The organism is Streptomyces sp. NBC_00663 (assembly GCF_036226885.1).
Taxonomy (GTDB): domain Bacteria; phylum Actinomycetota; class Actinomycetes; order Streptomycetales; family Streptomycetaceae; genus Streptomyces.
Genome location: NZ_CP109027.1, coordinates 8965772 through 8990004 on the forward strand (window position 1 = coordinate 8965772; position 24233 = coordinate 8990004).

Consider the following 24233-nt stretch of genomic DNA (forward strand, 5'->3'; position numbering starts at 1 on the left):
CATGACCGGTCTGGTCATCCGCCCGCTCGACGAGAGCACCGTTCACGACTTCGACACCCTGCCCGACCCGCTCGGCGTGCGCGCCGCGCACCCGCTGACCCGGCACCGCCCCGACTGGCAGCGCGTCGCCCTGCGCGACGGCCGGATCGTCGCCCGCGCCGCCTGGTGGGGCGGCCCCGACGACACCGAACCCCTCTGCGTCGACCGCCTCGACATGGCCGAGGGCGAGACGGAGGCCGCGGCGGAACTCCTGCGCACGGCCCCCTGGCGCGTCGACATCGACTTCAGCCTTCCGCCCGGCTGGCGCGAGGACCCGGCCCTGCGTGCCGAGGCCGAGGCCCGCTTCGCCGCCGCGCGAGCTGCCGGGTACGAGCTCCTCGTCGAGCGCTTCCATTACCGCTGGACGCCCGAGTGCGGTCTGCCCGAGCGCCCCGGCCGCCTCGTCTTCGGCCCCGAGCCCGACGACGCGGTCTTCTTCGACGCCCTGCGCCGCATCCACTCCGTCACCCTCGACGCGCACAGCGCCAAGGCCGCCGAGGAAGGGGGCCTGGACCGGGCCGCCCAGGAGGAACTGGACTTCTTCCGCTGGTGCCCCTCCCCGCGCGAGTGGTGGCAGGTCGCCCGCACACGGGACGGGGAACTGGCCGGCCTCCACATCCCCGCGCGCAACCACCAGGCCCCGATCGTCGCCTTCATCGGCGTCGTACCGGAACAGCGCGGACACGGCTACGCCTACGACCTGTTGACCGAGTGCACCCACTACCTCGTCGAGCAGGGCGCCGAGTACATCGTCGCCGCCACCGACCAGGGCAACTTCCCCATGGCCGCGCACTTCGCCAAGGCCGGCTATCCCGTGACCCGGGAGCGGGTCAACTTCCATCTGACAAGGTGAGCCAGACCATCGGCACCGGGTGACGGAGGCGCAGTGGGGTTCGAGGGCCAGGTCTGGCAGGTACGCGGCGGCGACGAGCCGGTGGGGGAGATCCTCATCGACGACGCCGACTTCCCCTGGCTCTCGGGCCACTTCACGGCGGGGCCGGCCTACGACGCCGTACGAGAACTGTTCGCCCGGGAACTCGCCCTGGCCGAACGGGACGACGACGGTCACTGGGCCGAGTGGGAGCGGGTCCACGACGAGATCCGGCGACGGGTGTCGCTGGCCTCGCCGGACGGCCCGGTCCCCGAGTTCCTGCTGCACATCGACGGCGACCGGGCCTGGTTCCGGTGGAGCGACAAACCGTTCGACGCCTAGCCGCCGAGCCTGGGATCTTGGACGGCCGACCGTGGAGAGGAACCCTGTGCAGCGAGCAGCCGAAGCCGTCGCCGACCACTACGCACTCGGCGACGGGCCGTGGACCATGTCCCCCGTCGCCCGGGGCGCGCTGGGACAGATCTGGAGGCTGTCGGGCGGCGGCACCACGTGGGCGGTGAAGGAACTGCTCTTCGGCTGCGACACGGAACAGGTACGACGGGAGGCCGCCCTGCGGGACGCCGCCGAGGAGTTGGGGGTCTCCGCGCCCCGGCTCCTGGCCAACCGCGCGGGCGCCCATGTCACACAACTCGACGGCTCCTGCGTCAAGGTGTACGACTGGGTCGGCGGCGGTGAGGCGGATCCCGCCGATCCGGAGATCCTGAACTGGTGCGGGCGGACGCTGGCGATCCTGCACCGGGCCGGCGAGGGGACGACCGAGACACCGAACGCGTGGTACGAGGAGTCTCCCCAGGAGGCCGACTGGACCAGGCTGTCGAAGCAGGTGCGCCAGGCCGGAGTGCCGTGGTCCGACGCGCTGGGCCGGTTCCTCGACACGCGGATGCCCGAACTGGCGCGGCACGTCAGCCCGTCAGGACCGGAGGGCGTGGTGACGTCCCATCTCGACCTCCAGCCGCAGAACGTCCTCGTCGGCCCGGCCGGACCCACCCTCATCGACTGGGACAACGCGGGCCCCGTCGCGGCGGACCGCGAACTCGCCCGTGTCCTCTACCGGTGGGCGGGCGGCAACGCCTTCTCCGCCGACGCCGCCCGCCGGGTCACCCGGGCCTACCGGGACGCCGGCGGCCCCGCCAGGATCACCGGCCTCGACTCCTTCTCGATGCTCTTCGCCACGGACCTGAACTTCGTGTACGTCCAGGCCGAGTGCGCGATCGACCCGAAGGTGACCGCCGCACAACGGGAGTTCGCGAGCCGCAGGGTCGTCGACACCCTGGCGACCCTGCCGGACGTGGCCGCCATGACCCGCCTCGCGGAGACCGTCACGGCCTGAGGCACGACCGCGCCGGTCTCCGCGAGGAGACCGGGCCACGGTCAAGCCGTGGTTTGGTGAGGGGGTTCGGCCGAGGCGATGAGGCCCGGCCGCGGTCGTCCCGATGCGCGGGTGGGCCGTGGTCGTGCGGACGAAGATTCGGCCGCCGGCGCCCCCGTCGCGCGGGTCAGCTTCGGTCGTCGCCGAGTAGCGTCTCGGCCGTGGCGAGGATCTCGGTGACGCGCAGTCCGAACACCGCGTCGCACGGGTGCGGTCGGCCGGTGCGGGCCGCCTCCAGCAGGGCGTCCGCGGCGCGGCCGAGGGCGGGGACCGCGCCCTCCGGGCTCCTCGGCAGGAACACCGCCCCCGCCTCGCCCCGCAGTTCGACGGCAGCGCCGGCCGCGGCGGGCGGTGCCGTGAGGCTCAGGGTGAGGGTGCTCGACGCCCCACCCGTGTGCTCCAGGACGAGGTGCACGGTGTCCGCGGGACCGTGCGCGGCCGCCGCCACCCGCCGTACGTCGCCGAGGACCGGGAGCAGCACCGACAGGGCGTGCGGGCCCACGTCCCACAGCGCCCCCTTCTCCCGCCGCCACGGCGACGCCCCGAACGGGCTGTCCGTGGTGAACACCGCGCCCAGCCACTCCGCCCGACCGGTGAACCAGCCCTCCCTCGCGGCCTGTTCGGTGATCCACGCCTCGGTCACGCTCTGGAAACGTGTCGTGAAGAAGACGACCGAGGCGACCCCGGCCTCCCGTACCGCCGCCACCACGGCCCGGCCCTGCTCGACCGTCGGCGCGAGCGGCTTGTCCAGCAGCAGATGGCAGCCCGCCCGCGCGGCCCGCACCGCCAGATCGGCCTGCACCTCGGGCGGCAGCGCGACCGCGACGGCGTCCACGTCGGCGAACAGCGCGTCGACGTCGTCGTAGGCCCGGGTGCCGAACCGGCCCGCCAACTCCTTCGCGGCCTCCGGGCGACGGCCCCACACCCCGGCGAAGTCCAGTTCCGTGTGCTCGCTCAGGGCGGGCGCGTGCGCCCCCTCGGCCCACGGGCCGGTACCGAGCAGTCCGATGCGCATGCCGCCGCCTTTCGCCGTCCTCGCTGGTCGAGGGCGAGCGTGCCACACACACCCGAAGCCCGCGCAAGCGGATCGGGGAGACGGACAGAATACCGGTCGACGTGCCCCGCGATTCAGTCCCCGTGGTGCTGAATGCGTTCTCTTTCTTCTATTGGACCTGCGGGCCAGGACCGGTTCAGGCTGGAACGCGTGTCCGGAGGCACGTTTCCCTGTCGGCCCACCGGACACCCCAGCCCCGCACGGCAGCCGCAGAGAGGCCAATTCCCATGCACACGCGACGCATCGGTGACGTCGAGGTCAGCGCCATCGGCCTGGGCGGGATGCCCATGTCCATCGAGGGGCGCCCGGACGAGGCCCGCTCCCTCGCCACCCTGCACGCCGCCCTCGACGCGGGCGTGACGCTCATCGACACCGCGGACGCCTACCACCTGGGCGCCGACGAGGTCGGCCACAACGAGACCCTGATCGCCAAGGCCCTCGCCTCCCACGACCGGGGTGCGGACGTCCTCGTCGCCACCAAGGGCGGCCATCTGCGCCCCGGCGACGGCAGTTGGACCCTCGACGGAAGCCCGCGCCATCTGAAGGAGGCCTGCGAGGCGTCGCTGCGCCGGCTCGGCGTCGAGGCCATCGGGCTCTACCAGTTCCACCGTCCCGACCCCCGGGTGCCCTACGCCGACTCCGTCGGTGCCGTACGGGAGTTGCTGGACGAGGGCAAGATCCGCAGGGCGGGGATCTCCAACGCGAACCCGGAGCAGATCCGGCAGGCGAACGAGATCCTCGGGGGACGCCTGGTCTCCGTGCAGAACCAGTTCTCCCCGGCCTTCCGCTCCAGCGAGCCGGAGCTGGAGCTGTGCGACGAACTCGGTATCGCCTTCCTGCCCTGGAGCCCCCTCGGCGGCATCTCCCGGGCGCGTGAACTCGGCTCCGCCTACGCGCCGTTCGCCCGGATCGCCGAGGCGCACGGGGTGAGCCCGCAGCGCGTGTGCCTGGCCTGGATGCTCGCCAAGTCGCCGGTCGTCGTACCGATCCCGGGTGCCAGCAGGCCGGAGACCATCCTCGACTCCCTCGCCGCGGCCGACCTCATCCTGAGCGCCGAGGAGATCGCGGCTCTCGACCAGGTGTAGCTCCAGGAAGCCAGGGCAGAAAGCGCTTGCCCAGCCGGGCGGGCCCTGATGGAGTTCCCGCCTGACCACCCGAACCCTGGGAAGGACCACCACCAATGGCCTCGCCGTTGGAGAGACCGCTCGACCACCGCTACCGCGGCGAGCACCCCATCCGCACCCTCGCCTACCTGTTCCGCGCCGACCGTCGCCGCCTCGCCGCGGCGGTCGGCATCTTCACGGTCAAGCACAGCCCCGTCTGGCTGCTCCCGCTGATCACCGCCTCCATCATCGACACCGTCGTCCAGCACGGGCCGATCACCGATCTCTGGCTCAGCACCGGGATCATCCTGCTGATCCTGCTGGTCAACTACCCCCTGCACATCCTGTACGTCCGTCTCCTGTACGGCAGCGTGCGCCGCATGGGCACCTCACTGCGCTCCGCCCTGTGCACCCGCATGCAGCAGCTCTCCATCGGCTACCACTCCCGGGTCAGCGCGGGCGTGCTCCAGGCCAAGGTCGTACGGGACGTGGAGACCGTCGAGCAGATGGTCCAGCAGACCGCGGAGACCGGCCTCGGCGCGGGCACCGTCCTCATCGGCGGCCTCGTCATCATCGGCATCCGCACCCCGGAGTTCCTGCCGGTGTTCCTCGTCGTCGTCCCCGCCGCGGCCCTCGTCGTGGCCCGCCTCAGGGCTCGGCTGCGCACCCACAACGAGCACTTCCGGCACGAGGTCGAGACCCTGTCGTCACGGGTGACCGAGATGACCCGGCTGATCCCCGTGACCCGTGCCCACGGCCTGGAGCGCAAGGCGCTGCGCCGGATGGACGGCACCCTGCACCGGCTGCTCACCTCGGGCAACCGCCTCGACCTCGTCAACGGCCGCTTCGGCTCGCTGGCCTGGGTGGTGCTCAACGTCGTCGGTGTGCTCGTCCTCGCGGGCGCCGCGCTGGTGTCGTACTACGACGTCTGGGGCGTCACCCCCGGCGACGTGGTGATGCTCAGCGCGTTCCTCACCACCCTCACCAACTCCACGACGACGCTGGCCGGTCTCGCGCCGGTCATCAGCAAGGGCCTGGAGTCGGTGCGTTCGGTGGGCGAGGTCCTCCAGGCGCCCGAACTGGAGGACAACGCGGGCAAGTCCGAGGTCGGCGAGGTCCGCGGCGCCGTCGCCTTCGAGCGGGTCGGCCACACCTACGGGGCCGGTGAGCGGCCCGCCGTGCACGACTTCACCCTCTCGGTACGGCCCGGCGAGACCGTCGCCCTCGTCGGGGCGTCCGGCGCGGGCAAGTCCACCGTCCTCAACCTCGTCATCGGCTTCATCCGCCCGACCTCGGGCCGACTGCTCCTCGACGGCACCGACATGAACGACCTCGACCTGCGCACCTACCGGCGGTTCGTGTCGGTGGTGCCGCAGGAGTCCATCCTGTTCGACGGCACGATCCGGGAGAACGTCGCCTACGGCATGGAGGACGAGGCCGACGAGGAGACCGTGCGCGCGGCGCTGCGCGACGCCAACGCACTGGAGTTCGTCGACCGGCTGCCGCAGGGCCTGGACACGGTCGTCGGCGAGCGCGGGGCCCGGCTGTCCGGCGGCCAGCGGCAGCGGCTCGCCATCGCCCGCGCCCTGATCCGGGACCCGCGGGTCCTCGTCCTCGACGAGGCCACCTCGGCGCTGGACACCCGCTCGGAGGCGCTGGTCCAGGAGGCCCTCGCCCGGCTCCTGCGCGGACGCACCACCTTCGTGGTGGCCCACCGGCTGTCCACCGTGCGGGGCGCGGACCGGATCGTGGTGATGGGCGAGGGCCGTATCCAGGAGATCGGCACGCACGAGGAACTGCTGCGCAGGGGCGGCGCGTACACGGCGCTGCACAGCGGGCAGGTCGCCTGAGGCCCGTCGGTCGAGGCCGGGTCGAGGTCCCGCTGACGCGGAGCGGGGCCTCGACCGACGGGAGACGGAGGGAAACGGCCCGCGGGTGGTGCCGGTGGGCCGGCTCAGGCCGCGCTGCTGCGCGGGACGCGGTGCGGGCAGCGCGTGTCGTGGTCGGTGCCGCAACTCGTCCACCAGCGTTCGCAGCACGCGGCGTCGAGTTCGGCCTGTACGACGTCGTCGTCGACGGCCTCGGCGATGTCGAGCCCGGTCACCGAACCGGCGTGGCCGGCCCGCGTGAGCTCGTGCCATTCGGCCTCGCGGACGACGGCGATGACCGGGACGAGGCTCGCGGCGGCGCAGAGATACACAGCCCAGGTGGGGCCGTGCCGGTACTGAAGGACCGCAGTCCAGGAGAGTCCGGCACTCGTGGCGACGTAGAGCGCGCAGAGCAGGCGGGGGAGGCAGTTCATGGCGTACACCGTTCGTGCGGGGGTCTGCCCCCTGTTCAACTGCCGACGGCCCGTGGGGAAGCGGGTCGGTTCCAGGGTCGCCGGAACGTCACTCCTGTGGGTTTCCCGCAGGCCGGAATCGAGCGGTACTCGGGCACGGACAGCCAGGATTCCGTCAATTGCGGGCCGGGGAGCGGGAGATATGACCGCTTCGTCGCCGGTTCCCGCCCAACGGATCGTGGAGAGAGGGGCCTTTCGTGCTCGTGCCGGACCCCAAGGTCGTCAGGAAGCTGCTCACGCAGTACGCGTCACTCCGGATCGCCCACGCGGAGCGAGGAGACGTCGTAGTCGCGAGGGAGCTGGAGGACGTGAGCTACACCCTGTGCGTCCTGATGGGCGCCACCGCCGTCCACGACGCCCTCGACAAGGCGGACGCCCTGTTGTAGCCCGGGTTCAGCGGGGCGCCGGGGACCGCGGCGCCCCGTGGAACGCCGCACGGTAGGCCTGCGGGCTGGTTCCGGCCACGCGCCGGAACCGGTCGCGGAACGCGGTCGGGGAACCGAATCCGGCCTGCCGCGCGATGCGTTCGATCGGATGGTCGCTGTTCTCCAGCAGGTACTGGGCGCGCCGCACCCGCGCCCGGAGCAGCCACTGCATCGGTGTGGTGCCGGTCTGCTCACGGAACCGGCGGCTGAAGGTGCGTTCGCTCATCCCCGACCGGGAAGCCAGCGCGCCCAGGGTGATCTCCTGGGCCAGGTGGTCCTCGATCCACTCCAGGACCGGTTCGAGGGTCGAGCCGCGCGGCACGGGCGGATGGTCGTGCACGATGAACTGGGCCTGCCCGCCCTCCCGTTCGAGGGGCATGACCGACATCCGCGCGGCGTCGGCGGCCACGGCCGAACCGAAGTCGCGCCGGATCATGTGCAGACACAGGTCGAGGCCCGCGGCGGCACCCGCCGAGGTGAGGATCCGCCCGTTGTCGACGTAGAGCACGTCCGGCTCCACCCGGACCCGGGGGAAGCGGCGGGCCAGTTCGCCCGCGGCCACCCAGTGGGTGGTGGCGCGCAGCCCGTCCAGCAGCCCGGCCTCCGCGAGGGTGAACGCACCCACGCACACCGAGGCGATCCGGGTCCCCGCCTGCGCCGCCCGCCGCAGCGCGTCGAGGACGGCGGCGGGGGCCGGTCCCGCCTCGGGGGAGCAGCCGGGCACGATGATCGTGTCCGCGTCCGCCAGCGCCTCCAGGCCGCGCTCCACGCGGAGCGAGAAGCCCCCGTCGGCCCGTACCTCCGGCGTCAGGGCGCAGAGCCGGACCCGGTAGGGACTTCGGCCGTCGGGCAGCCGTGTCCAGTCGAAGACCTGCATCGGCGCCGCCATGTCGAACGGCACCACCAGATCGAGAGCCAGGATCGCCACGGTGTGCATGACGGCCACGATAGGCAGGTTCCCGCCAGCCCTGTCACCCCGGGGCTGAGAGGGAATCGCTGGTGGGGCGGCTTGGCGGGAATCCGTTGGTCCCTGTCGTTCCAGCCCCTGTGCGCCGCCCAGGAAGATCCCTAACGTGGGCCGCCGACCCTGCACGACCGACCCTGGACCTCACTCGATGACCAAGCTCCTGCTGTCCCTCCATGTCCTGGCCGCCATCGTCGCCGTCGGCCCCGTCACCGTCGCGGCCAGCATGTTCCCGCCCGCCGTGCGCCGGGCGGGCGAGCACCCGGCGGGCGCGGGCACCGTGGCCCTGCTGCACCGCATCTGCCGCGTCTACGCCGGTCTCGGCCTCGCCGTGCCCCTCCTCGGCCTCGCCACCGCCGCCGCGATGGGCGTGCTGGGCAGCGGCTGGCTGACCACGTCCATGGCGCTGACCGCCGCGGCGGCCGGAGTCCTCGTCGCCTTCGTCCTGCCCCGGCAGGCGGAACTTCTCGAGGAGCTCGACGCGGGCCGGTCCGTCGAGCGGGCCGGCACCGTCCAACTCGCCATGTTCACGGGCATCTTCAATCTGCTGTGGGCCACGGTCACCGTCCTCATGATCATCCGGCCCGGCTCCACGACGGGCGCCTGAGTCAAGCCGAACGGTGGAATTCACCCCGCAGTGTGCACGGGCGCCTAGACTCGACAGCCGTGCCCATACCTGTGGGCCGTGACACGAAAGGCACGTTGACGGGTGTTCCAGGATTCCCCCATCTATGACCGACTCATCGCGGAGCGCGGCGACATACCCACTCAGGTTCGCAGGGAGGCCGAGCGAGTCAGCAGGGAACTGGAGTTCGTCATGCAGCCTCTCCAGTCCATGAGCCGTGCCCATCTCGGCGAACTGCCCTCACCGCCGCCACCCCCGGGATGGCAGCGCAACGCGCTCATGCCCGGCCCCGGACAGCTGTGAGGGTCAGGTCAGCGCGGTGTTCACGCCGTTGACCCGAGCCCCCTCGTCGGGCACCGGACGGGCCAGCCACTCGGCGATGGTGCGCGCGATCGGCTGACCCGTCTCCACTTCCACGAAGCCGAACTGCCCCGACTGGTTGCACTCCAGGAACCACCACGTCCCGTCGGCGTCCTCGGCGAAGTCGAAGGCGCCGTAGGCCAGTTCGGCGCCCTTCAGATAGCCGCGCACCGCGTCGGCGACCCGCGGCGGGACATCCGTGGCGCGCCACGGACGGTCCGGGGAGGCGAAACGGACGTCCACCTCGCTCTCGTCCGCCGCCGTCGGCTTGCGCGCGGCCAGCATCCGCTCACCCACCACCGTGAGCCGGATGTCCGCCCGCTTGGCTATCCGGCGCTGAAGCAGCGTCGGACCGAACGCCACGGCGTCGAAGTCCGCGTCCGGCGCCACCCTGCTGGTCGGCACCGCCCGCGGCGGGTCCTGCGGATGCGCCCCCGACACCGGCTTGACCACCAGATCCGGGTACCGCTCGGCGAACTCGCGGGCGGCCTGCGGGAACGTCGTGATCAGCGTCGCGGGAACGGGCAGCCCGCAGTGCTGGGCCAGCCGTAGCTGCCAGGGCTTGTGCCGGGCCCGGCGGGCCGCGTCGGGATGGTTCATCCACCGCGCCCGCGAGCTGCGCAGCATGCCGTAGAGGGCCTGTGAGGACTCCTCCGTCAGCCAGTCGGACGGCTCGGCCGCCCGGGTCGCCGCCGTGCCCGGCCTGCGCACCCACACGGACCGCAGCCCGCCGATGCTCACCAGCCGGCCCCCCGACGAGAGATGGCCCCGGAAGGAGCCGTGCACGTACTCCCCGGACAGCGCCACGTTACCGGTCAGGTCGGCGGGGTCCAGCCGGACCACCGGCACCCCGGTCGCGTGGAGTTGGACGACCACCATGTCGGCCGTCACGTCCGCTTCACAGGTCAGGATCAACACAGTCATGTGCGCTGGTCCGTGTTCAGTCGTCGAAGTGCGTCTTCGAACCGGCTGTGGAGGTCGTGGTGCCCAACTCTCTCAGCAACGCCAGGTCATGGGCGGCTATCCGCCCGTCCGAAAGCACGTTCAACTGCCGCCCGGAGTCGTACACATACGGAGCGGTGGCCTCCGACTGTGCTGCCGGACGGGCGTAGTTGAGCGCGAACGGTTGCATCGTCTCTCCCTCGTGGGTTCTGCGCCGAACCAGCGATGGTCACTTGCACCGTCGCTCGGGGAGCCGACTGCCGTCGGCTTCCTGAGACTTATACGAATCGAACGAGTGATTGGTTTCCTTACTCTGTGTCACCAGAGGTCGTTGGGGGTTCGGGGACGGGGGAGGCGGGTGAGGGACTTGGGGCGGGTGATCAGGTGGTATCGCCGAAGTCGTCACGCTCCGCATACGCGCGCATGCTGCGCAGAGCGAGCAACAGCACGCCGATGTCGTCCAGATAGACCGGGTCGACCAGCACATCGGTCGGCAGCAGGAAGTAGGCGAGGGCGCCCCAGAAGACCCAGCGCGGACCGGTCGGCAACCCCGCACGCCGCAAATCCCGCCGGGCGCGCAGCAGTCGTACGAAGACCACCACGGCCACGGCCAGCAGAACCGCCGCGAGCACCGCTGCGGCGACGACCACGGTGGAGGTCGTGTCCACGGTCCCTCCTCATGTCGGGTGCGCGGTATCGGGTTGTGTACACGTCTTCACGGATTCCCGCTCCGGCCACGGGTATGGCCCACCGGCTCCGAACCGATGCCATCGAACAACAGTGGGAGTGCGGAGGTGCGGGCGGCGGGCGGCCGTCATACCCGTGGCGCATCCGAGTGGCACGGGCAGCCTCGAACACCTAGTAATGGTCACCGTAATGTTGCGTTTCGCGCCTCGGGGGCGCAGTAGCGGCGGGCCGCATCCCACTCCTTTGGAGAGCCGCGCATGACCAGTCGCCCGTCAACACCCCAGTCGAACGACCCCGCCATATCCCCCACACAGCCGATCAGCCCCTTCACACCGGCCGGGGAGCCAGCGGACGGGAGCGTTGCGGCGTACGGCGATCCGGTCGACGGCCTCGTACGTGCCGCCGTGGCCGACCGTCCCCTGGACGAGGTGGCCCGGCTCATCACCCTGCTGGAGCAGTCCCCGCTGTACGCGCGGGCCACGGCCGACGCGCTCCGCGCGGTCGGCGTGCACCGCTCCGTGGACGACGTCACCCGGCTCGTGGTCCTGCTGACCCGGCCGCCCCGGGACGCCTCCGGAGCCGACGAGGCGATCCGCGCCGCGGCCGAGTCCCGCCCCGTCGAGGAGGTGACCCGGCTGATGGCCCTCCTCCAGCAGGCCCCGCTGGAACCCCACTGCGGTCAGGAAGCGGTCCGAGCGGCCGCCACCGGCCGGCCCGTCGAGGAACTCGTCGAGCTGATCGGCCGGCTGGCCGAGGAACGCAGCGGAACCCACCCACCGCGGCCCGCCGACGCGGCGGAACCCGACGGACCGCCGCAGGCGGCCGCCCCCGTGGCGGCCGACGGGACACCGGTGCCGGGCACCGCACGGGCTCGCCTGCGCGGAGCCCCGCCGGCCTGGCTCGTACGGCTGGCCGCCGTGGCGCTGTTCCTCTGCGCCGTCGCGTACTTCCCGGTCCATCAGGACGGTGTCTCCCTGCGCCGCTACGGCCTCGTCCTCGGCCTGGCCGGTCTGTGCCTGCTCCTCGGGCTGCTGGTGACCGTGCGCCCCACGGCTGCGGTGCTCACGCTCGCCGTCCTGGTGCCCGCGGCCCTGGCCGCGGCCCAGCTGTACGCGGCCCGCTTCGACGCGGGCCGGCTGTCCCGGGCGCTCGACCTCACCCTCGCCCCGGCCTGGGCCGCCGGACCGGCCGCCGTGTGCGCCGCCCTCGCCGCGCTCATTGCCCTGGTCGTACGGCCGGCGGCGGCCCCGCCCGCGGGCCTGAACCCGGCCGAACGGCTGCCCGCGGAGGCGCAGCGCACGGCGAACTGACGACCCGTACGCCCAGTCACCGGCATGGTCATGGCGCCTACGCTGGCGCCATGACCACCGCAGCAGCCGACACCACGCCACCAGCCGACGTGCTGAGCGCCGCGTACACGGCCTTCGCGGACGTCGTGCGTCCACTGGGGGACGAGGAGTCCTGGCGGTCCACCGGGTGCACAGGATGGGCGGTGCGGGATCTGATCCTCCACTGCGTCGCCGACTGCCAGCGCGCCCTGGTCGCCCTGCACACACCGGCCGCCGGACCCGCCGACCGCGACGCCGTCACCTACTGGCGGGACTGGCGGCCCGACCCCGTCGGCGCGGCCAACGGACGACGCTGGATCCGGGTGGGCGCCAGCATGTTCCTGGACTTCCGCCAGCTGCGCGAGCTGTACCTGGAGACCGCTGCGGCGACGGTCACGGCCGCCACGGCGACGGCGCCGGACCGTCTCGTCGCCACCCAGGGCCACGTCCTGACCGCCGGGGACCTCATGACGACCCTGGCCGTCGAGGCCGCGATCCACCACCTCGACCTCGTCGTGGAGCTCCCCGGCGCTCCAGGACCGTCATCCGCGGGCCTGGCCGCGGTACGCGCCACCCTCGACGGGCTCCTCGGCCGCCCCGTCCCTCTGCCGTGGAGCGACGAGCACTACGCCCGCGCGGCCACCGGACGCGTGCCCCTCACGGAAGCCGAACGCCGGTCGCTGGGTGCCGACGCGGAGCGCGTCCCGTTGTTCAGCTGACGCCGTCGCCGTCCTTCGAGGGCTTGCGCTTGAGGCGTTCGAAGGTGCGGGTCAGCTGCTGAAGCGGGGAGCCGGGCTGCTGCTCGGCGGTCGCGGCGGGCGGCTCGGCGACGCCCGCCGCGCGGTAGGCGGCCAGCGCCTCGTTGGCGCGCTCGGCGGCCTCCCGGTACAGATCCCGGGACTTGGTCATGGCGTCGAGCGCCTCCGCGTACATCGCGACGAGCTCACGCTGGCGGGCGAGCTCCTCCTCGACGGTCAGCAGCCCCCACCGCTCGCGCAGGGCGGTCACCGCGTCCTCGGCGTCGCCGGGCAGCGGCCTCGGCAGCGCGGCGAACCGGGTCAGGACGTCGATCAGCTCCGTGGGCGGCGTCCCGTCGAGGAAGACGCTGCGGACGGCGAACTCATCGGCCTCGTGGCCGTCGGGCAGCGGGGGCAGGACGACGGCACCGCCGCGCGGCACCTGCACATCGAGGGCCTTCAGTGCCCAGTTGACGGCCCGCAGCTGATGGGGCGCGGCGCGGTGCTCCACCACGCGGTGTTCGAGGCCCGGCGGCAGCAGCCCGGCCAGCGGACGCAGGCCGCGCTCGTCCGGGGTCATGGCCTCGTGGACGACGACATGGACCGCCCAGGACTCGCGCGCACAGCTCTTGAGCAGGCGCCGCATCTCCTGGTCGTCCTCGGGGAGCCGGTTGACGTCCCGGAAGCGCAGACCGAGGACCGTGTCGTGGTCCCACTCCGCCTCCGGGCCGAGCGGCCAGAACTTGCCGACGGGGGAGGGCCAGGCCAGGTTCCACGGCCGTTCCGCCTCCGCGACCAGCACCCACTCCTCGTCGGTGAGGGTCAGCCGGGCCCGCACGGTCACCTCGCCCTCGACCCGCCAGCGGGCCTCGAAGACCCGTTCCTCGGGCAGCTCCTGGAAGTCGTCGATGACCCCTTCCTCCTTGAGCTGCCGCAAATGGGAGGCGCGCAGGACGTCCGCCGCGGCGGAGTCGACATGGCGGCCACGGGCCTGCCACACGGTGGAGGGGGTCGAGGTGGGCGACGGGGCGGTGGAGGAGATCGGCATGAGTCCATCTGGAGGCGGGGGCGCGTGCGTGTCCCAGTATCGTCGGCGCGGGCGGGTGGAGATCGGGCGGGGTCGACAGGTGAGACACGCGCCCGGCGGCGGGGATCACCCGGGGTGTGCGGAACGCGCTTGCGGAGGGCGCCCTTCACCCGTGTCGTACGGCGGGCGGGACCAGCACAATGACCGGCACGAACAGGGCCTGCCCACCATCCGCATCGGGGCGGGTCCTGTTCGCCGTCCGCGTCACGGCGACCCTGGGTGCCATGGCGCGCTTCGGCCCCGGCGGGGGAAGGATGGGTCCATGACCACCATCGCCATCATCGGGGCGGGCCCCGGACTGGGCGCCGCCGTGGCCCATCGCTTCGGCCGCGAGGGTTTCGACGTCGCCCTCGTCGCCCGCCACCTCGAGCGCACCGCCGCCCTCGCCGCCGGTCTGACCGGCCAGGGCGTCACCGCCCGCGCCTTCACCGCCGACGTACGCGACCCGAAGGCCCTGGCGGCCGCCCTCGACGAGGCGCGGGCGGCACTGGGCCCGATCGAGGTCCTCCAGTACAGCCCGGTCCCGCAGCCCGACTTCATGCGGCCCGTCCTGGAGACCACCCACACCGACCTCACCGGGCCGGTCGAGTTCTCCGTCTACGGCCCCGTCACCGCCGTCCAGCAGGTGCTGCCCGGCATGCGCGAACTCGGCCGCGGCACCGTCCTGTTCGTCAACGGCGGCACCGCCGTCGTCCCCCACCCCGACCGCGCCGGCACGTCGATCGCGTTCGCCGCGCAGAGCGCGTACGGCCATCTGCTGCACGACAGCCTCGCAGGCGAGGGCATCCATGTCGCGCAGCTGGTCATCCCCGGCGCGATCGTCGCCGGCCACCCCCGCAAGGACCCGGCCGTCCTGGCGGACACCCTGTGGCAACTCCACCGGGACCGGCACGGGTTCCGGCACTTCGCCGACGACCTCGACTCCTGAGCCCCGGCCTCCGCGGCCCGGCTCGCTATCCGGCCGCGGAGGCGTCCACCAGAGCCGACAGCAGTCCCGGAAAGCGCTCCTGCATCTCGTCCGCGCGCAGCGCGTTCATCTTGGTGGTGCCGACGTAGTACTGCCGGATCAGACCGGCCTCCCGCAACACGTTGAAGTGGTGGGTCAGCGTCGACCGGGACACCGCCACGTCGAACGTGCCGCAGCTCATCTCCGTACCGGCGCCCGCGAGTTGGGAGACCACGGCCCGCCGTACCGGATCCACCAGCGCCTCCAGCACCTGCTGGAGCGACACCTCCGCCACGGCGGGGTGCTCCACCGTCCGTGGGGCGGTGCGGGGGCGGGCCATGGGACTCCCTCGGGGCGACTGCGGTGCCGCCATGGTACGGCGGTCGCCCCGTCGGGCCGGCGGCGCTCCGGGTCAGGCGCCGACGTAGTCCGCGAGGTGCTCGCCGGTGAGGGTGGAGCGGGCCGCGACCAGGTCGGCCGGGGTGCCCTCGAAGACCACGCGACCACCGTCGTGACCGGCGCCGGGGCCGAGGTCGATGATCCAGTCGGCGTGGGCCATGACCGCCTGGTGGTGCTCGACGACGATGACGGACTTGCCGGCGTCGACCAACCGGTCCAGCAGGCCGAGGAGTTGCTCCACGTCGGCGAGGTGCAGCCCGGTCGTCGGCTCGTCGAGGACGTAGATGCCGCCCTTGTCGCCCATGTGCGTGGCGAGCTTCAGACGCTGCCGCTCACCGCCGGACAGCGTGGTCAGCGGCTGGCCGATGGTCAGATAGCCGAGGCCGACGTCGACGAGCCGCTCCAGGATCCTGTGCGCGGCCGGGGTGTGCGCCTCCCCGGAGCCGAAGAACTCCTCGGCGTCGGTGACCGACATCTCGAGCACCTCGCTGATGTCCCGGCCGCCGAGCCGGTACTCCAGGACCGACGCGTCGAACCGCTTGCCGTCGCAGTCCTCGCAGGTGGTGGAGACACCGGCCATCATCCCGAGGTCGGTGTAGACGACGCCCGCGCCGTTGCAGGTGGGGCAGGCGCCCTCGGAGTTGGCGCTGAACAGCGCCGGCTTGACGCCGTTGACCTTCGCGAAGGCCTTGCGGATCGGTTCGAGCAGTCCGGTGTAGGTGGCCGGGTTGCTGCGCCGCGAGCCCTTGATCGGGCTCTGGTCCACCGACACCACGCCCGCGTCGAGCGGCACCGAGCCGTGCACCAGCGAGCTCTTGCCGGAGCCGGCGACGCCGGTGATGACGGTGAGCACCCCGAGCGGGATGTCGACATCGACGCCCTTGAGGTTGTTGGCCGTCGCGCCCCGGATCTCCAGCGCGCCCGAGGGCCTGCGCACGCTCTCCTTGACGGTGGCCCGGTCGTCGAGATGCCGGCCGGTGATGGTGCCGGAGGCCCGCAGGCCCTCCAGGGTGCCCTCGTAACAGACGGCGCCGCCCGCGACACCGGCGCCGGGGCCGAGGTCGACGACATGGTCGGCGATCGCGATCATCTCCGGCTTGTGCTCCACGACGAGCACGGTGTTGCCCTTGTCGCGCAGGCGTAGCAGCAGGTCGTTCATGCGCTGGATGTCGTGCGGGTGCAGTCCCGCGGTCGGCTCGTCGAAGACGTAGGTGACGTCGGTGAGCGAGGAGCCGAGGTGGCGGATCATCTTCACGCGCTGCGCCTCGCCGCCCGAGAGGGTGCCGGCGGGCCGGTCAAGGGCGAGATAGCCGAGGCCGATCTCGACGAAGGAGTCCAGGGTGTGCTGGAGCGCGGTGAGCAGCGGGGCCACCGAGGGCTCCTTGAGTCCGCGCGCCCAGTCGGCCAGGTCCCTGATCTCCATCGCGCAGGCGTCGGCGATGCTGATCCCCTCGATCTTCGAGGAGCGGGCGCCCTCGGTCAGCCGGGTGCCCTCGCACTCGGGACAGAGGGCGAAGGTGACCGCGCGCTCCACGAAGGCCCGGATGTGCGGCTGCATCGCCTCGGGGTCCTTGGACAGCATCGACTTCTGGAGCTTGGGGATCAGCCCCTCGTAGGTGAGGTTGACGCCGTTGATCTTCACCTTGACGGGCTCGCGGTACAGGAAGTCGTGCCGCTCCTTCTTGGTGTACTTGCGGATCGGCTTGTCCGCGTCGAAGAAGCCGGACTCCCTGATGACCCGTACCACCCAGCCGTCCCCGGTGTAGGTGGGGATGGTGAACGGGTCCTCGTTCAGGGACTTGGAGTCGTCGTAGAGCTGGGCGAGGTCGATGTCGGTGACCGTGCCGCGGCCCTCGCAGCGGACGCACATGCCGCCGGTGCGGTTGAAGGTGACCTTCTCGGTCCTGGTCTTCTCGCTGCCCCGGTCGACGGTGAGACCGCCCTGCGCGGAGACCGAGGCGACGTTGAAGGAGTACGCGCTCGGCGGACCGATGTGCGGGGTGCCGAGCCGGCTGAACAGGATGCGCAGCATCGCGTTGGCGTCGGTGGCGGTGCCGACGGTGGAGCGGGGGTCGGCGCCCATCCGGCTCTGGTCGACGCTGATCGCGGTCGTGAGACCGTCGAGGACGTCCACCTCGGGCCGCGCGAGCGTGGGCATGAACCCCTGGACGAAAGCGCTGTACGTCTCGTTGATCAGACGCTGCGACTCGGCGGCGATGGTGTCGAAGACGAGCGAGCTCTTGCCGGAACCGGACACCCCGGTGAACACCGTCAGCCGGCGCTTGGGGATCTCGATACTGACGTCCTTGAGATTGTTCTCGCGCGCCCCGTGCACGCGGATCAGATCGTGGCTGTCGGCGACGTGCGGCGCGGAGGCCTGCGGGTCCGTCTTCCTGGCCATGTGTGTCGTCTCTCCTCCGTCGGACCGGGGCGCTCGGCGGAGCCGAGGCGGCGTGGCTCTCAGGCTAGGTCCGGACCCGAGGCCGGCGCTTCTCCATTCCTGATCGTCCGGACGAGCGGGCGTGTTCGGCTCGCAGAATATATCGGCAGCCGATATATTCAGTCTCATGGCATCGAGGAACATGACACAGGCGGCGTTCTTCGTCCTGACCGCCCTGGCCGACGAGCCGCGACACGGCTACGGCATCCTGCGCGAGGTCGAGGACCTGTCCGACGGCGCGGTGCAGCTGCGCGTCGGCACGCTGTACGGCGTACTGGACCGGCTCACCGCGGACGCACTGATCGTGCTGGACCGTGAAGAGGTGCAGCAGGGCCGGCTCCGGCGCTACTACCGCCTCACCGACGAGGGCATGCGGGCCCTCGACGCCGAGGCGGAGCGGATGGCCGCGGGCGCCAGCGCCGCCAAGCAGCGCATCGCCGAGGGCCGCAAGGCCGGCGGCACCCCGCCCGTCACCGGACCCGGACTCGCGGGAGGACTCGCATGACGACCCTGCTCGAAGCGCGCTACCGCACCGTGCTGCGCCTGCTCCCCGCCTACTACCGCCGGGACCGGGAGGAGGAGATGGTCGAGGTCTATCTCTGGGACGTCGACCAGGAGACCCAGGACCAGAGCAGGCCCACCCTCGGCGAGGTGGCCAGCATCGCCGCCCTCGCCGTGCGCAGTCGACTGGCCACCGCCGGCGCCCCCCGGCGCTACGCCCTGCTCGGCTCGGCCGTCCGGAACTTCGCGCTGTACGCCGTCCTGCTCCAGGCGGCGGCGATCGTCTCCGACGAGGTCCTGCGGGTCACCTGGTCGGCCACCCGCGGCCCCCGTGAATGGGATGTCTTCCTGACCGGCTTCACCGGCAGCGGTCCGCTGCCGACCGTCGTCGCGATCGCCGGATGGGTGCTGCCGCTGCTGTGGACGGTCGGGTTCTTCGCCCTCGTCCACGACCGCCGGCGCCTGGCCCGCGCCGCCGTGCTGCTGGCCGCGCTGCCCTCGCTGTGGCCGCTGATCGAGCCGTTGGTCACCGAATGGCCCCTGTCCGCGCCCTACTTCGTCACCGCCAACGCGCTGTTCGCCTGGCTGCCGGCGCTCGCCGTGTGCGCCGCGTACCACCGCGACGCCCCACCCGCCGTACTGCCCGTCGGCACTCCCGGCCTGGCCTTCCTGGCCTGCTGTGTGATCACCGGGGGCTCGGTCGCGCTCCTGCCCACCATGGCCGACATCGCGTGGGCACCCGCGACCTGCTTCGTCCTCGCGGCCCTCGGCTGGCTGCTGCTGCGCACCCGGCGCGCGGAATCCGGTGCCGGAAGCGGAGCCCTGGCCCTGGCGTCGCTGGGCCTGCTGATCCTCGCGGTCCGGACGGCGTCGCTGGTTCTGTGGCTCGGCCTCCCGCTGCCCTCCGTCTATCTGGTCGGCGCACTCGCCCAGGCGGGCGCGCTCACCCTTCTCGTGGTGGCGCTGGCAGTGGTGGCCAGGCGCGACCTCGCCCCCCGCTGACGGGGCCGCGCCGCGCGCTCAGCTGTGGAACTTGACGTATCCGTCGCGGTCCGGGTCCGACCCGCTCTTGGTGTAGGAGTGGACGTCGGCCCGGCTGCCGGCGGGCTTGAACAGGTAGATCGTGTCCTTGTCGTTGTTCCACATGAAGTTGCAGTTGTCGCGGTACACGACGTTCTTGGCGTCCGAGTCGCTGCCGTTGCCGCCGCGCAGCTTCACGTAGTCGCCCGGCTGGAGGTAGTGGTTCGCGGTGAACTCGAAGTAGTTCCCGGCCGCGTCCTCGACCCAGTACCCCTTCAGGTTCACGGTCTTGGTCGAGGAGTAGTTCTTGATCGTCACATACTCGTCTCTGGTGTTCCCGGTGGAACAGTTGTTGGAGTCGCTCCCGGGCGCGTCGTACTGGACCCCGCGGATCTTCAGCGCGGACGTGTACTCGGCGGCCTGCGCGGGCACGGCGGTGAGCGCTATGAGCGTGCCGGCGGCCGCGGCGGCGGCGGCCGTGGTGGTGGCAAGGCGTATACGCATGACAAAGCCCCCCTGTGAAGGTTCAGTGAAGAAGAACCTGGAGCGTATACAACCTTCTTGTGCGATCACCGCCGGGTTCCCGAAATGTGACCACGTCAGTGCGGGTAGACGCGCGGAGGCCGCTGCCGGGGCAGTTCGTCGCGGAACTCCGCGATGACGGAGTGGATCTGACGCATCAGCGCGGTGTTCTCGAGCCGGTCGAGATAGAGGTTGCGGCCGGCGAGGGCGACGGCGTCCACGCAGAAGTACAGGGTCATCAGCGGATTGATGAACAGCTCGCTGCCCCGGGTGCGTTCGGTGAAGCGCACATCCCCGAAGTCGCCGCGCACGGCCGCGGCGACGGAGCCGTTGACGATGCTCGGATGATCCGGGGTGCACTCCTGGGCGTGGGCCACCGCGTCCAGGTACAGGGCACCCTCCCGGCTCTCGCGGGGGAGCGAGAACACGCCCAGATGACCGCCCTCGCGATCCAGGGCGGCCAGGTTCTCCAGGACCAGGGAGTGGTTCACCCCGTGATGGGCGTCCACCCCGAACCCCAGGCAGGCCACCAGCCGTTCGGGTACGTCGTCCAGCCCGGCCACCGCCGCCAGGCTCGCCATGTCCTCCTCCGGGGTGCCCAGGCCGTGCTCGTCGCCGCGCAGGAGGATGTCGGTCCCGCCGTCCACCAGCACGATCGCGTCCACCGGACCCAGGTGGTCGAGGAGCGTGCGATAGGCGGCCCGCAGCGGGCGCACCCCGGTGAGCGGGAAGGCGTACACCGTCGAGGGCAGGCCCTGCCGGTCCAGCCAGCGGGCGAGGGTGCGCTCGGGGAAGTAGTCGCCGCGGGCGGCGGTGTCGGGGCGGACGGCGGCGACGTCCTGGTCCAGCCACACGTCCAGGTCCAGGCCGTGGAGGTCCGCGAACGACAGGTTGGCCAGGTGCACTTCCTTCCCGGCGGCCTGGAGGGCGAGCGCCAGGGGGAGACCGGCGTAGACGTCGAAACCGCCGCCCGCGCCGGCGACGAGTATCCGCCGTGCGTCGCGCAGGCGGGTGAAGAAGGCGGGCTCTTGGAGGGAGAACACCGCAGGACGTTAACAGGCGATCTTCCGTCCATGGCGGCTGTGGGGGAGTGGCAGACTTGTGGGAGCGCTCCCAACCGGTCAGGATGCTGCGATGACTTCGCCAGCAGTGATCCGCCGGTACCGCCCCGGCGACCGGGCCGCCCTCGACGACATCTGCGTCCGCACCGCACACAACGGCTTGGACGCCAGGCCGGTCTACGCGGACCCCGGCATCCTCCCGGTGATCTTCGCGCAACCGTACGTCGAGTTGGAGCCGGACCTCGCCTTCGTGCTCGACGACGGCCAGGGGCGGGCGGTCGGATACATCCTCGGCGTCGCCGACACCCCCCGCTTCGTGGCCGAGTTCCGCGCCAAGTGGCTCCCGCTCGTCGCCGACCGCTACCCGGAGGGCGGCGCGGCCCCCGGCAGTCCGGACGAGCTGATGATCCGGCTCCTGCACGACCCCGAGCGGATGATCGTCCCCGAACTCGCCCCGTACCCGGCCCACTTGCACATCGACCTGCTCCCGGAGTGGCAAGGGCGCGGCTACGGCCGGGAGTTGATGCGGACCTTGCTGCGGGCCCTCGCCGAGCGCGGGGTCCCGGCCGTCCACCTGGTGATGGCGAGGGCCAACGTCCCCGCCCGCGCCTTCTACGACCGCCTCGGCTTCCGTGAGATCCCGGTACCGGACCCGGGGTCGATCGCCTGTCTCGGGCGTACGACGGGGGAACGCGAGCGGCTCTAGCTCCGGCATACTACGATGACTGTCGAAGTTCGATATTCATCGAAATCTAAACGCCGGATCGGACATGGGGAGACGAGATGGCCAGGACCGTGCGATTCCATGAGGTCGGCGGACCCGAGGTGCTGCGGCTGGAGGACGCGCCGGTGGGCGAACCCGGGCCCGGCGAACTGCTCATCCGCGTGGACGCGATCGGCCTCAACCGGGCCGAAGTCCTGTTCCGCAGCGGCCAGTACATCGAGCCCGTCAAGGAGTTCCCCGCCCGGCTCGGCACCGAGGCCGCGGGTGTCGTCGAGGCCGTCGGCCCGCGGGTGAGGGGGCTCGCGGTCGGCCGGCCGGTCAGCGTGGTGCCCGCGTTCTCGATGAACGAGTACGGCGTCTACGCCGAGCGCGCGCTCGTGCCCGCCCGGGCCGTGCTGCACCGCCCCGAAGGGCTCGACGCCGTGGCCGGCGCGGCCGTGTGGATGCCGTACGTGACGGCCTACGGCGCACTCGTCGAGGTCGGCGGGATGCGGGCCGGGGACACGGTCGTCCTGACCGCCGCCTCCAGCAGCGTCGGCCTGGCCGCGATCCAGGTCGCGCGGAGGGTCGGCGCGGTCCCCGTCGCCACCACGCGCACCCGCGCCAAGGCGGAGGCGCTGCGGAAGGCGGGCGCCGCCGAGGTGATCGTGACCGACGAGGAGGACGTCGCCGAGCGGATCCTCGGCGCTACGGCAGGGCGGGGCGCCGAGTTCGTCTTCGACGCCGTCGCGGGACCCGGAGTGGTCGACCTGGCCCGGGCTGTCGCTCCCGGCGGCACGCTGCTGCTGTACGGGGCACTGAGCGGGCGGCCGACCCCGTACCCGGGCTTCGAGCTGGGCATGCCCGCGCTGAACATGCGCACCTACACACTGCACGAGACGACCCGCGACCCCGAACGGCTGCGCCGCGCCGAGGCGTTCGTCGCGTCCGGCCTGCGCACGGGAGTCTTCTCGCCCGTCGTCGACCGGACCTTCGCGCTGGAGGACATCGCCGAGGCACACCGCTACATGGAGGCGGGCGCACAGGTCGGGAAGATCGTCGTCACCGTCGAGCACCGCTGAACGCGCGAAGGGGCCGGGGAGTGCACCCCCGGCCCCTTCGCCCTGTCCACGGCAACTCGCTTACGCGCCGCTCGCCTTGAGCATGTCCTCACGCTCGACGATCTTCACGCGCTCACGGCCCTGCGGCTCGCCCAGCGCCTGCTCGGCGGCGTCCAGCTTGTACCAGCCCTCCCAGGTGGTGAAGCGGATCTCGCGCTCGGCGAGGAACTCCTCCACGGCCTCGGGAGCGGGCGAAGCCGGCGTCTGGAGACGGTCGTTCGCGTAGTCGTCCAGCAGATTGGCGACCGTCTCGTTGGCGTCGCCCTTGGTGTGGCCGATGAGGCCCACCGGGCCGCGCCGGATCCAGCCGGTGACGTACGTGGACCGGAGGTGCTCGCCGCTCTCCTGGAGGACCCGGCCGCCCTCGTCCGGGACCGTGCCCGAGTCGATGTCCCAGGGCAGCTTGGGCAGCTTGTCGGAGAGGTAACCGACCGCGCGGTAGACCGCGTTGACGTCCCAGTCGGTGAACTGGCCGGTGCCCTTGACGTTTCCGGTGCCGTCCAGCTCCGTGCGCTCGGTGCGCAGGCCGACGACCTTGCCGTCCTCGCCGAGGATCTCGGTCGGCGACTCGAAGAAGTGCAGGAAGAGCTTGTGCGGGCGGTCGCCGGTGTCGCGGATCGCCCAGTTCTCCAGGGTCTTGGCGACCATGTCGACCTGCTTGTTGCCCCGGCGCTCGGCGATCGAGCCCTCGTCGTAGTCGATGTCCTCGGGGTTGACGATGACCTCGATGTTGGGGGAGTGGTCCAGCTCGCGCAGCTCCATCGGGCTGAACTTCGCCTGCGCCGGGCCACGGCGGCCGAAGACGTGGATCTCGACGGCCTTGTTCGCCTTGAGGCCCTCGTAGACGTTCGGCGGGATCTCGGTCGGCAGCAGCTCGTCCGCCGTCTTGGCGAGGATGCGGGAGATGTCGAGCGCCACGTTGCCCACGCCCAGGACGGCGACCTTCTCCGCCTCCAGGGGCCAGGTGCGCGGCACGTCGGGGTGGCCGTCGTACCAGGACGCGAAGTCGGCGGCGCCGTAGGAGCCGTCGAGCTCGACGCCGGGTATGCGCAGCTCGCGGTCGGCCATGGCGCCGGTCGAGAAGATCACGCCGTCGTAGAAGGCACGCAGGTCGTCCAGGTGGACGTCGGTGCCGTAGTCCACGTTGCCGAAGAGGCGGACCTGCGGCTTGTCCAGGACCTGGTGGAGGGCCTTGACGATGCCCTTGATGCGGGGGTGGTCGGGAGCGACGCCGTACCGGATCAGCCCGAACGGGGCGGGCATCCGCTCGAAGATGTCGATGGACACACCGGGCTCGGTGGCCACGTCGGACTTGAGCAGTGCGTCGGCGGCGTAGATGCCGGCCGGGCCGGCGCCGACGATGGCTACCCGCAGGGGGCGGGGCATGATCAGGTTCCCTTCGAGAGGCGACAAGCGATCTCGTCGGGAAGCCTAAGCTAAGGCAAGCCTAACCCGGTACGCGGGTCCGATCTATGGGCTCATAAGGCTACTTTATGAGCGGGCGCGGGCCGCGCGAGCACCCTCTCACACCCTGCGGGAACCCGATCGCGGGGATCGGCCAACAGTG

Annotated in this window: 27 protein-coding genes; 15 read left to right on the forward strand and 12 right to left on the reverse strand. The window is 71.8% G+C overall.

Annotation, left to right across the window (positions count from 1 at the left end; all coding sequences use genetic code 11):
• The first annotated feature begins 1 nt into the window (after window position 1).
• From OG866_RS40785 to OG866_RS40795, 3 genes are read left to right on the forward strand one after another with little or no spacing between them, the layout of a single operon-like run.
• Window positions 2-892: a GNAT family N-acetyltransferase gene (locus tag OG866_RS40785; protein WP_329342673.1), complete on the forward strand. Its 891-nt coding sequence runs from the start codon at window positions 2-4 to the stop codon at window positions 890-892.
• A 33-nt stretch (window positions 893-925) separates the two neighbouring features.
• A complete protein-coding gene (locus OG866_RS40790; RefSeq protein WP_329342674.1) occupies window positions 926-1252 on the forward strand; it encodes a hypothetical protein in 327 nt (108 codons plus the stop codon).
• A gap of 46 nt (window positions 1253-1298) precedes the next feature.
• Window positions 1299-2261: a phosphotransferase enzyme family protein gene (locus OG866_RS40795; RefSeq protein ID WP_329342675.1), complete on the forward strand. Its 963-nt coding sequence runs from the start codon at window positions 1299-1301 to the stop codon at window positions 2259-2261.
• 166 nt (window positions 2262-2427) lie between these two features.
• Here OG866_RS40795 and OG866_RS40800 read toward each other — a convergent pair whose 3' ends face one another.
• Window positions 2428-3315: a Gfo/Idh/MocA family protein gene (locus OG866_RS40800; protein WP_329342677.1), complete on the reverse strand. Its 888-nt coding sequence runs from the start codon at window positions 3313-3315 to the stop codon at window positions 2428-2430.
• A 266-nt stretch (window positions 3316-3581) separates the two neighbouring features.
• On the opposite strand from OG866_RS40800, the gene OG866_RS40805 reads away from it, so the two are divergent.
• Together OG866_RS40805 and OG866_RS40810 are read left to right on the forward strand one after the other, a co-directional pair.
• Window positions 3582-4439 (forward strand): aldo/keto reductase, encoded by an 858-nt coding sequence (locus OG866_RS40805; protein ID WP_329342679.1) that lies wholly within the window; start codon window positions 3582-3584, stop codon window positions 4437-4439.
• 95 nt (window positions 4440-4534) lie between these two features.
• The gene (locus OG866_RS40810) at window positions 4535-6307 is read left to right on the forward strand and encodes an ABC transporter ATP-binding protein (protein ID WP_329342680.1); all 1773 of its coding nucleotides are present in this window, start codon (window positions 4535-4537) and stop codon (window positions 6305-6307) included.
• Between the two features lie 104 nt (window positions 6308-6411).
• Here the strand turns inward: OG866_RS40810 and OG866_RS40815 are convergent, their stop codons facing one another.
• A complete protein-coding gene (locus OG866_RS40815) occupies window positions 6412-6759 on the reverse strand; it encodes a hypothetical protein (RefSeq protein ID WP_329342681.1) in 348 nt (115 codons plus the stop codon).
• Between the two features lie 236 nt (window positions 6760-6995).
• Here OG866_RS40815 and OG866_RS40820 point away from each other — a divergent pair, with 236 nt between their 5' ends.
• On the forward strand, window positions 6996-7184 hold the full coding sequence (locus OG866_RS40820) for a DUF5133 domain-containing protein (protein WP_329342682.1): 189 nt from the start codon (window positions 6996-6998) through the stop codon (window positions 7182-7184).
• Window positions 7185-7191: 7 nt separating this feature from the next.
• Here the strand turns inward: OG866_RS40820 and OG866_RS40825 are convergent, their stop codons facing one another.
• Window positions 7192-8169 carry a GlxA family transcriptional regulator gene (locus OG866_RS40825; RefSeq protein ID WP_329342684.1) on the reverse strand — a complete coding sequence of 326 codons (978 nt, stop codon included), beginning with the start codon at window positions 8167-8169 and terminating at the stop codon, window positions 7192-7194.
• Window positions 8170-8338: 169 nt separating this feature from the next.
• Here OG866_RS40825 and OG866_RS40830 point away from each other — a divergent pair, with 169 nt between their 5' ends.
• Both OG866_RS40830 and OG866_RS40835 read left to right on the forward strand, forming a co-directional pair.
• Window positions 8339-8794 (forward strand): hypothetical protein, encoded by a 456-nt coding sequence (locus OG866_RS40830; protein ID WP_329342686.1) that lies wholly within the window; start codon window positions 8339-8341, stop codon window positions 8792-8794.
• Window positions 8795-8896: 102 nt separating this feature from the next.
• Entirely contained in the window at window positions 8897-9115 is a 219-nt protein-coding gene (locus tag OG866_RS40835) for a hypothetical protein (protein ID WP_329342688.1), read from the forward strand.
• A 3-nt stretch (window positions 9116-9118) separates the two neighbouring features.
• Here OG866_RS40835 and tgmB read toward each other — a convergent pair whose 3' ends face one another.
• From tgmB to OG866_RS40850, 3 genes are all read right to left on the reverse strand, one after another.
• Complete coding sequence (gene tgmB, locus OG866_RS40840) at window positions 9119-10096, reverse strand: ATP-grasp ribosomal peptide maturase (RefSeq protein ID WP_329342690.1); 978 nt, start codon at window positions 10094-10096, stop codon at window positions 9119-9121.
• A gap of 16 nt (window positions 10097-10112) precedes the next feature.
• Window positions 10113-10304 (reverse strand): putative ATP-grasp-modified RiPP, encoded by a 192-nt coding sequence (tgmA, locus tag OG866_RS40845; RefSeq protein WP_329342691.1) that lies wholly within the window; start codon window positions 10302-10304, stop codon window positions 10113-10115.
• Window positions 10305-10494: 190 nt separating this feature from the next.
• Window positions 10495-10782, reverse strand: coding sequence for a YkvA family protein (locus tag OG866_RS40850; protein WP_329342692.1), 288 nt, complete (start codon window positions 10780-10782; stop codon window positions 10495-10497).
• 276 nt (window positions 10783-11058) lie between these two features.
• On the opposite strand from OG866_RS40850, the gene OG866_RS40855 reads away from it, so the two are divergent.
• Window positions 11059-12111, forward strand: coding sequence for a hypothetical protein (locus tag OG866_RS40855; RefSeq protein WP_329342693.1), 1053 nt, complete (start codon window positions 11059-11061; stop codon window positions 12109-12111).
• A 50-nt stretch (window positions 12112-12161) separates the two neighbouring features.
• Window positions 12162-12848, forward strand: a complete 687-nt coding sequence (locus OG866_RS40860) for a maleylpyruvate isomerase N-terminal domain-containing protein (RefSeq protein ID WP_329342694.1) — start codon at window positions 12162-12164, stop codon at window positions 12846-12848.
• Here OG866_RS40860 and OG866_RS40865 read toward each other — a convergent pair.
• Window positions 12841-13914: a hypothetical protein gene (locus OG866_RS40865; protein WP_329342695.1), complete on the reverse strand. Its 1074-nt coding sequence runs from the start codon at window positions 13912-13914 to the stop codon at window positions 12841-12843. The genes OG866_RS40860 and OG866_RS40865 overlap by 8 nt on opposite strands.
• 301 nt (window positions 13915-14215) lie before the next feature.
• Between OG866_RS40865 and OG866_RS40870 the strand changes: the two genes are divergently transcribed.
• Window positions 14216-14881, forward strand: a complete 666-nt coding sequence (locus OG866_RS40870; RefSeq protein WP_329342696.1) for an SDR family NAD(P)-dependent oxidoreductase — start codon at window positions 14216-14218, stop codon at window positions 14879-14881.
• 25 nt (window positions 14882-14906) lie between these two features.
• Here the strand turns inward: OG866_RS40870 and OG866_RS40875 are convergent, their stop codons facing one another.
• Complete coding sequence (locus OG866_RS40875; protein ID WP_329342697.1) at window positions 14907-15239, reverse strand: ArsR/SmtB family transcription factor; 333 nt, start codon at window positions 15237-15239, stop codon at window positions 14907-14909.
• Window positions 15240-15311: 72 nt separating this feature from the next.
• Window positions 15312-17699, reverse strand: a complete 2388-nt coding sequence (locus OG866_RS40880; protein ID WP_329342699.1) for an excinuclease ABC subunit UvrA — start codon at window positions 17697-17699, stop codon at window positions 15312-15314.
• 181 nt (window positions 17700-17880) lie between these two features.
• On the opposite strand from OG866_RS40880, the gene OG866_RS40885 reads away from it, so the two are divergent.
• A complete protein-coding gene (locus OG866_RS40885) occupies window positions 17881-18243 on the forward strand; it encodes a PadR family transcriptional regulator (RefSeq protein WP_329344528.1) in 363 nt (120 codons plus the stop codon).
• Window positions 18240-19241, forward strand: coding sequence for a hypothetical protein (locus OG866_RS40890; RefSeq protein ID WP_329342700.1), 1002 nt, complete (start codon window positions 18240-18242; stop codon window positions 19239-19241). The genes OG866_RS40885 and OG866_RS40890 overlap by 4 nt, the downstream gene beginning before the upstream one ends.
• 18 nt (window positions 19242-19259) lie before the next feature.
• On the opposite strand, the gene OG866_RS40895 is transcribed toward OG866_RS40890, so the two are convergent.
• Both OG866_RS40895 and OG866_RS40900 read right to left on the reverse strand, forming a co-directional pair.
• Window positions 19260-19763, reverse strand: a complete 504-nt coding sequence (locus OG866_RS40895) for a lamin tail domain-containing protein (RefSeq protein ID WP_329342701.1) — start codon at window positions 19761-19763, stop codon at window positions 19260-19262.
• 95 nt (window positions 19764-19858) lie between these two features.
• Complete coding sequence (locus OG866_RS40900) at window positions 19859-20824, reverse strand: DUF1152 domain-containing protein (protein WP_329342703.1); 966 nt, start codon at window positions 20822-20824, stop codon at window positions 19859-19861.
• A gap of 91 nt (window positions 20825-20915) precedes the next feature.
• On the opposite strand from OG866_RS40900, the gene OG866_RS40905 reads away from it, so the two are divergent.
• Window positions 20916-21548: a GNAT family N-acetyltransferase gene (locus OG866_RS40905; RefSeq protein ID WP_329342704.1), complete on the forward strand. Its 633-nt coding sequence runs from the start codon at window positions 20916-20918 to the stop codon at window positions 21546-21548.
• A 77-nt stretch (window positions 21549-21625) separates the two neighbouring features.
• Window positions 21626-22627: a zinc-dependent alcohol dehydrogenase family protein gene (locus tag OG866_RS40910; RefSeq protein ID WP_329342706.1), complete on the forward strand. Its 1002-nt coding sequence runs from the start codon at window positions 21626-21628 to the stop codon at window positions 22625-22627.
• 60 nt (window positions 22628-22687) lie between these two features.
• Here the strand turns inward: OG866_RS40910 and OG866_RS40915 are convergent, their stop codons facing one another.
• The gene (locus tag OG866_RS40915) at window positions 22688-24052 is read right to left on the reverse strand and encodes an FAD-dependent oxidoreductase (protein ID WP_329342708.1); all 1365 of its coding nucleotides are present in this window, start codon (window positions 24050-24052) and stop codon (window positions 22688-22690) included.
• Window positions 24053-24233 lie beyond the last annotated feature (181 nt).

What these genes read in the sequence shown, in the direction of transcription:
- OG866_RS40785 (WP_329342673.1), top strand. Translation starts at nt 2, where the DNA reads ATGACCGGTCTGGTCATCCGCCCGCTCGACGAGAGCACCGTTCACGAC.
- OG866_RS40800 (WP_329342677.1), bottom strand. Translation starts at nt 3,315, where the DNA reads ATGCGCATCGGACTGCTCGGTACCGGCCCGTGGGCCGAGGGGGCGCAC.
- OG866_RS40805 (WP_329342679.1), top strand. Translation starts at nt 3,582, where the DNA reads ATGCACACGCGACGCATCGGTGACGTCGAGGTCAGCGCCATCGGCCTG.
- OG866_RS40810 (WP_329342680.1), top strand. Translation starts at nt 4,535, where the DNA reads ATGGCCTCGCCGTTGGAGAGACCGCTCGACCACCGCTACCGCGGCGAG.
- OG866_RS40815 (WP_329342681.1), bottom strand. Translation starts at nt 6,759, where the DNA reads ATGAACTGCCTCCCCCGCCTGCTCTGCGCGCTCTACGTCGCCACGAGT.
- OG866_RS40830 (WP_329342686.1), top strand. Translation starts at nt 8,339, where the DNA reads ATGACCAAGCTCCTGCTGTCCCTCCATGTCCTGGCCGCCATCGTCGCC.
- tgmB (WP_329342690.1), bottom strand. Translation starts at nt 10,096, where the DNA reads ATGACTGTGTTGATCCTGACCTGTGAAGCGGACGTGACGGCCGACATG.
- tgmA (WP_329342691.1), bottom strand. Translation starts at nt 10,304, where the DNA reads ATGCAACCGTTCGCGCTCAACTACGCCCGTCCGGCAGCACAGTCGGAG.
- OG866_RS40855 (WP_329342693.1), top strand. Translation starts at nt 11,059, where the DNA reads ATGACCAGTCGCCCGTCAACACCCCAGTCGAACGACCCCGCCATATCC.
- OG866_RS40860 (WP_329342694.1), top strand. Translation starts at nt 12,162, where the DNA reads ATGACCACCGCAGCAGCCGACACCACGCCACCAGCCGACGTGCTGAGC.
- OG866_RS40865 (WP_329342695.1), bottom strand. Translation starts at nt 13,914, where the DNA reads ATGCCGATCTCCTCCACCGCCCCGTCGCCCACCTCGACCCCCTCCACC.
- OG866_RS40870 (WP_329342696.1), top strand. Translation starts at nt 14,216, where the DNA reads ATGACCACCATCGCCATCATCGGGGCGGGCCCCGGACTGGGCGCCGCC.
- OG866_RS40875 (WP_329342697.1), bottom strand. Translation starts at nt 15,239, where the DNA reads ATGGCCCGCCCCCGCACCGCCCCACGGACGGTGGAGCACCCCGCCGTG.
- OG866_RS40880 (WP_329342699.1), bottom strand. Translation starts at nt 17,699, where the DNA reads ATGGCCAGGAAGACGGACCCGCAGGCCTCCGCGCCGCACGTCGCCGAC.
- OG866_RS40885 (WP_329344528.1), top strand. Translation starts at nt 17,881, where the DNA reads ATGACACAGGCGGCGTTCTTCGTCCTGACCGCCCTGGCCGACGAGCCG.
- OG866_RS40890 (WP_329342700.1), top strand. Translation starts at nt 18,240, where the DNA reads ATGACGACCCTGCTCGAAGCGCGCTACCGCACCGTGCTGCGCCTGCTC.
- OG866_RS40895 (WP_329342701.1), bottom strand. Translation starts at nt 19,763, where the DNA reads ATGCGTATACGCCTTGCCACCACCACGGCCGCCGCCGCCGCGGCCGCC.
- OG866_RS40905 (WP_329342704.1), top strand. Translation starts at nt 20,916, where the DNA reads ATGACTTCGCCAGCAGTGATCCGCCGGTACCGCCCCGGCGACCGGGCC.
- OG866_RS40910 (WP_329342706.1), top strand. Translation starts at nt 21,626, where the DNA reads ATGGCCAGGACCGTGCGATTCCATGAGGTCGGCGGACCCGAGGTGCTG.
- OG866_RS40915 (WP_329342708.1), bottom strand. Translation starts at nt 24,052, where the DNA reads ATGCCCCGCCCCCTGCGGGTAGCCATCGTCGGCGCCGGCCCGGCCGGC.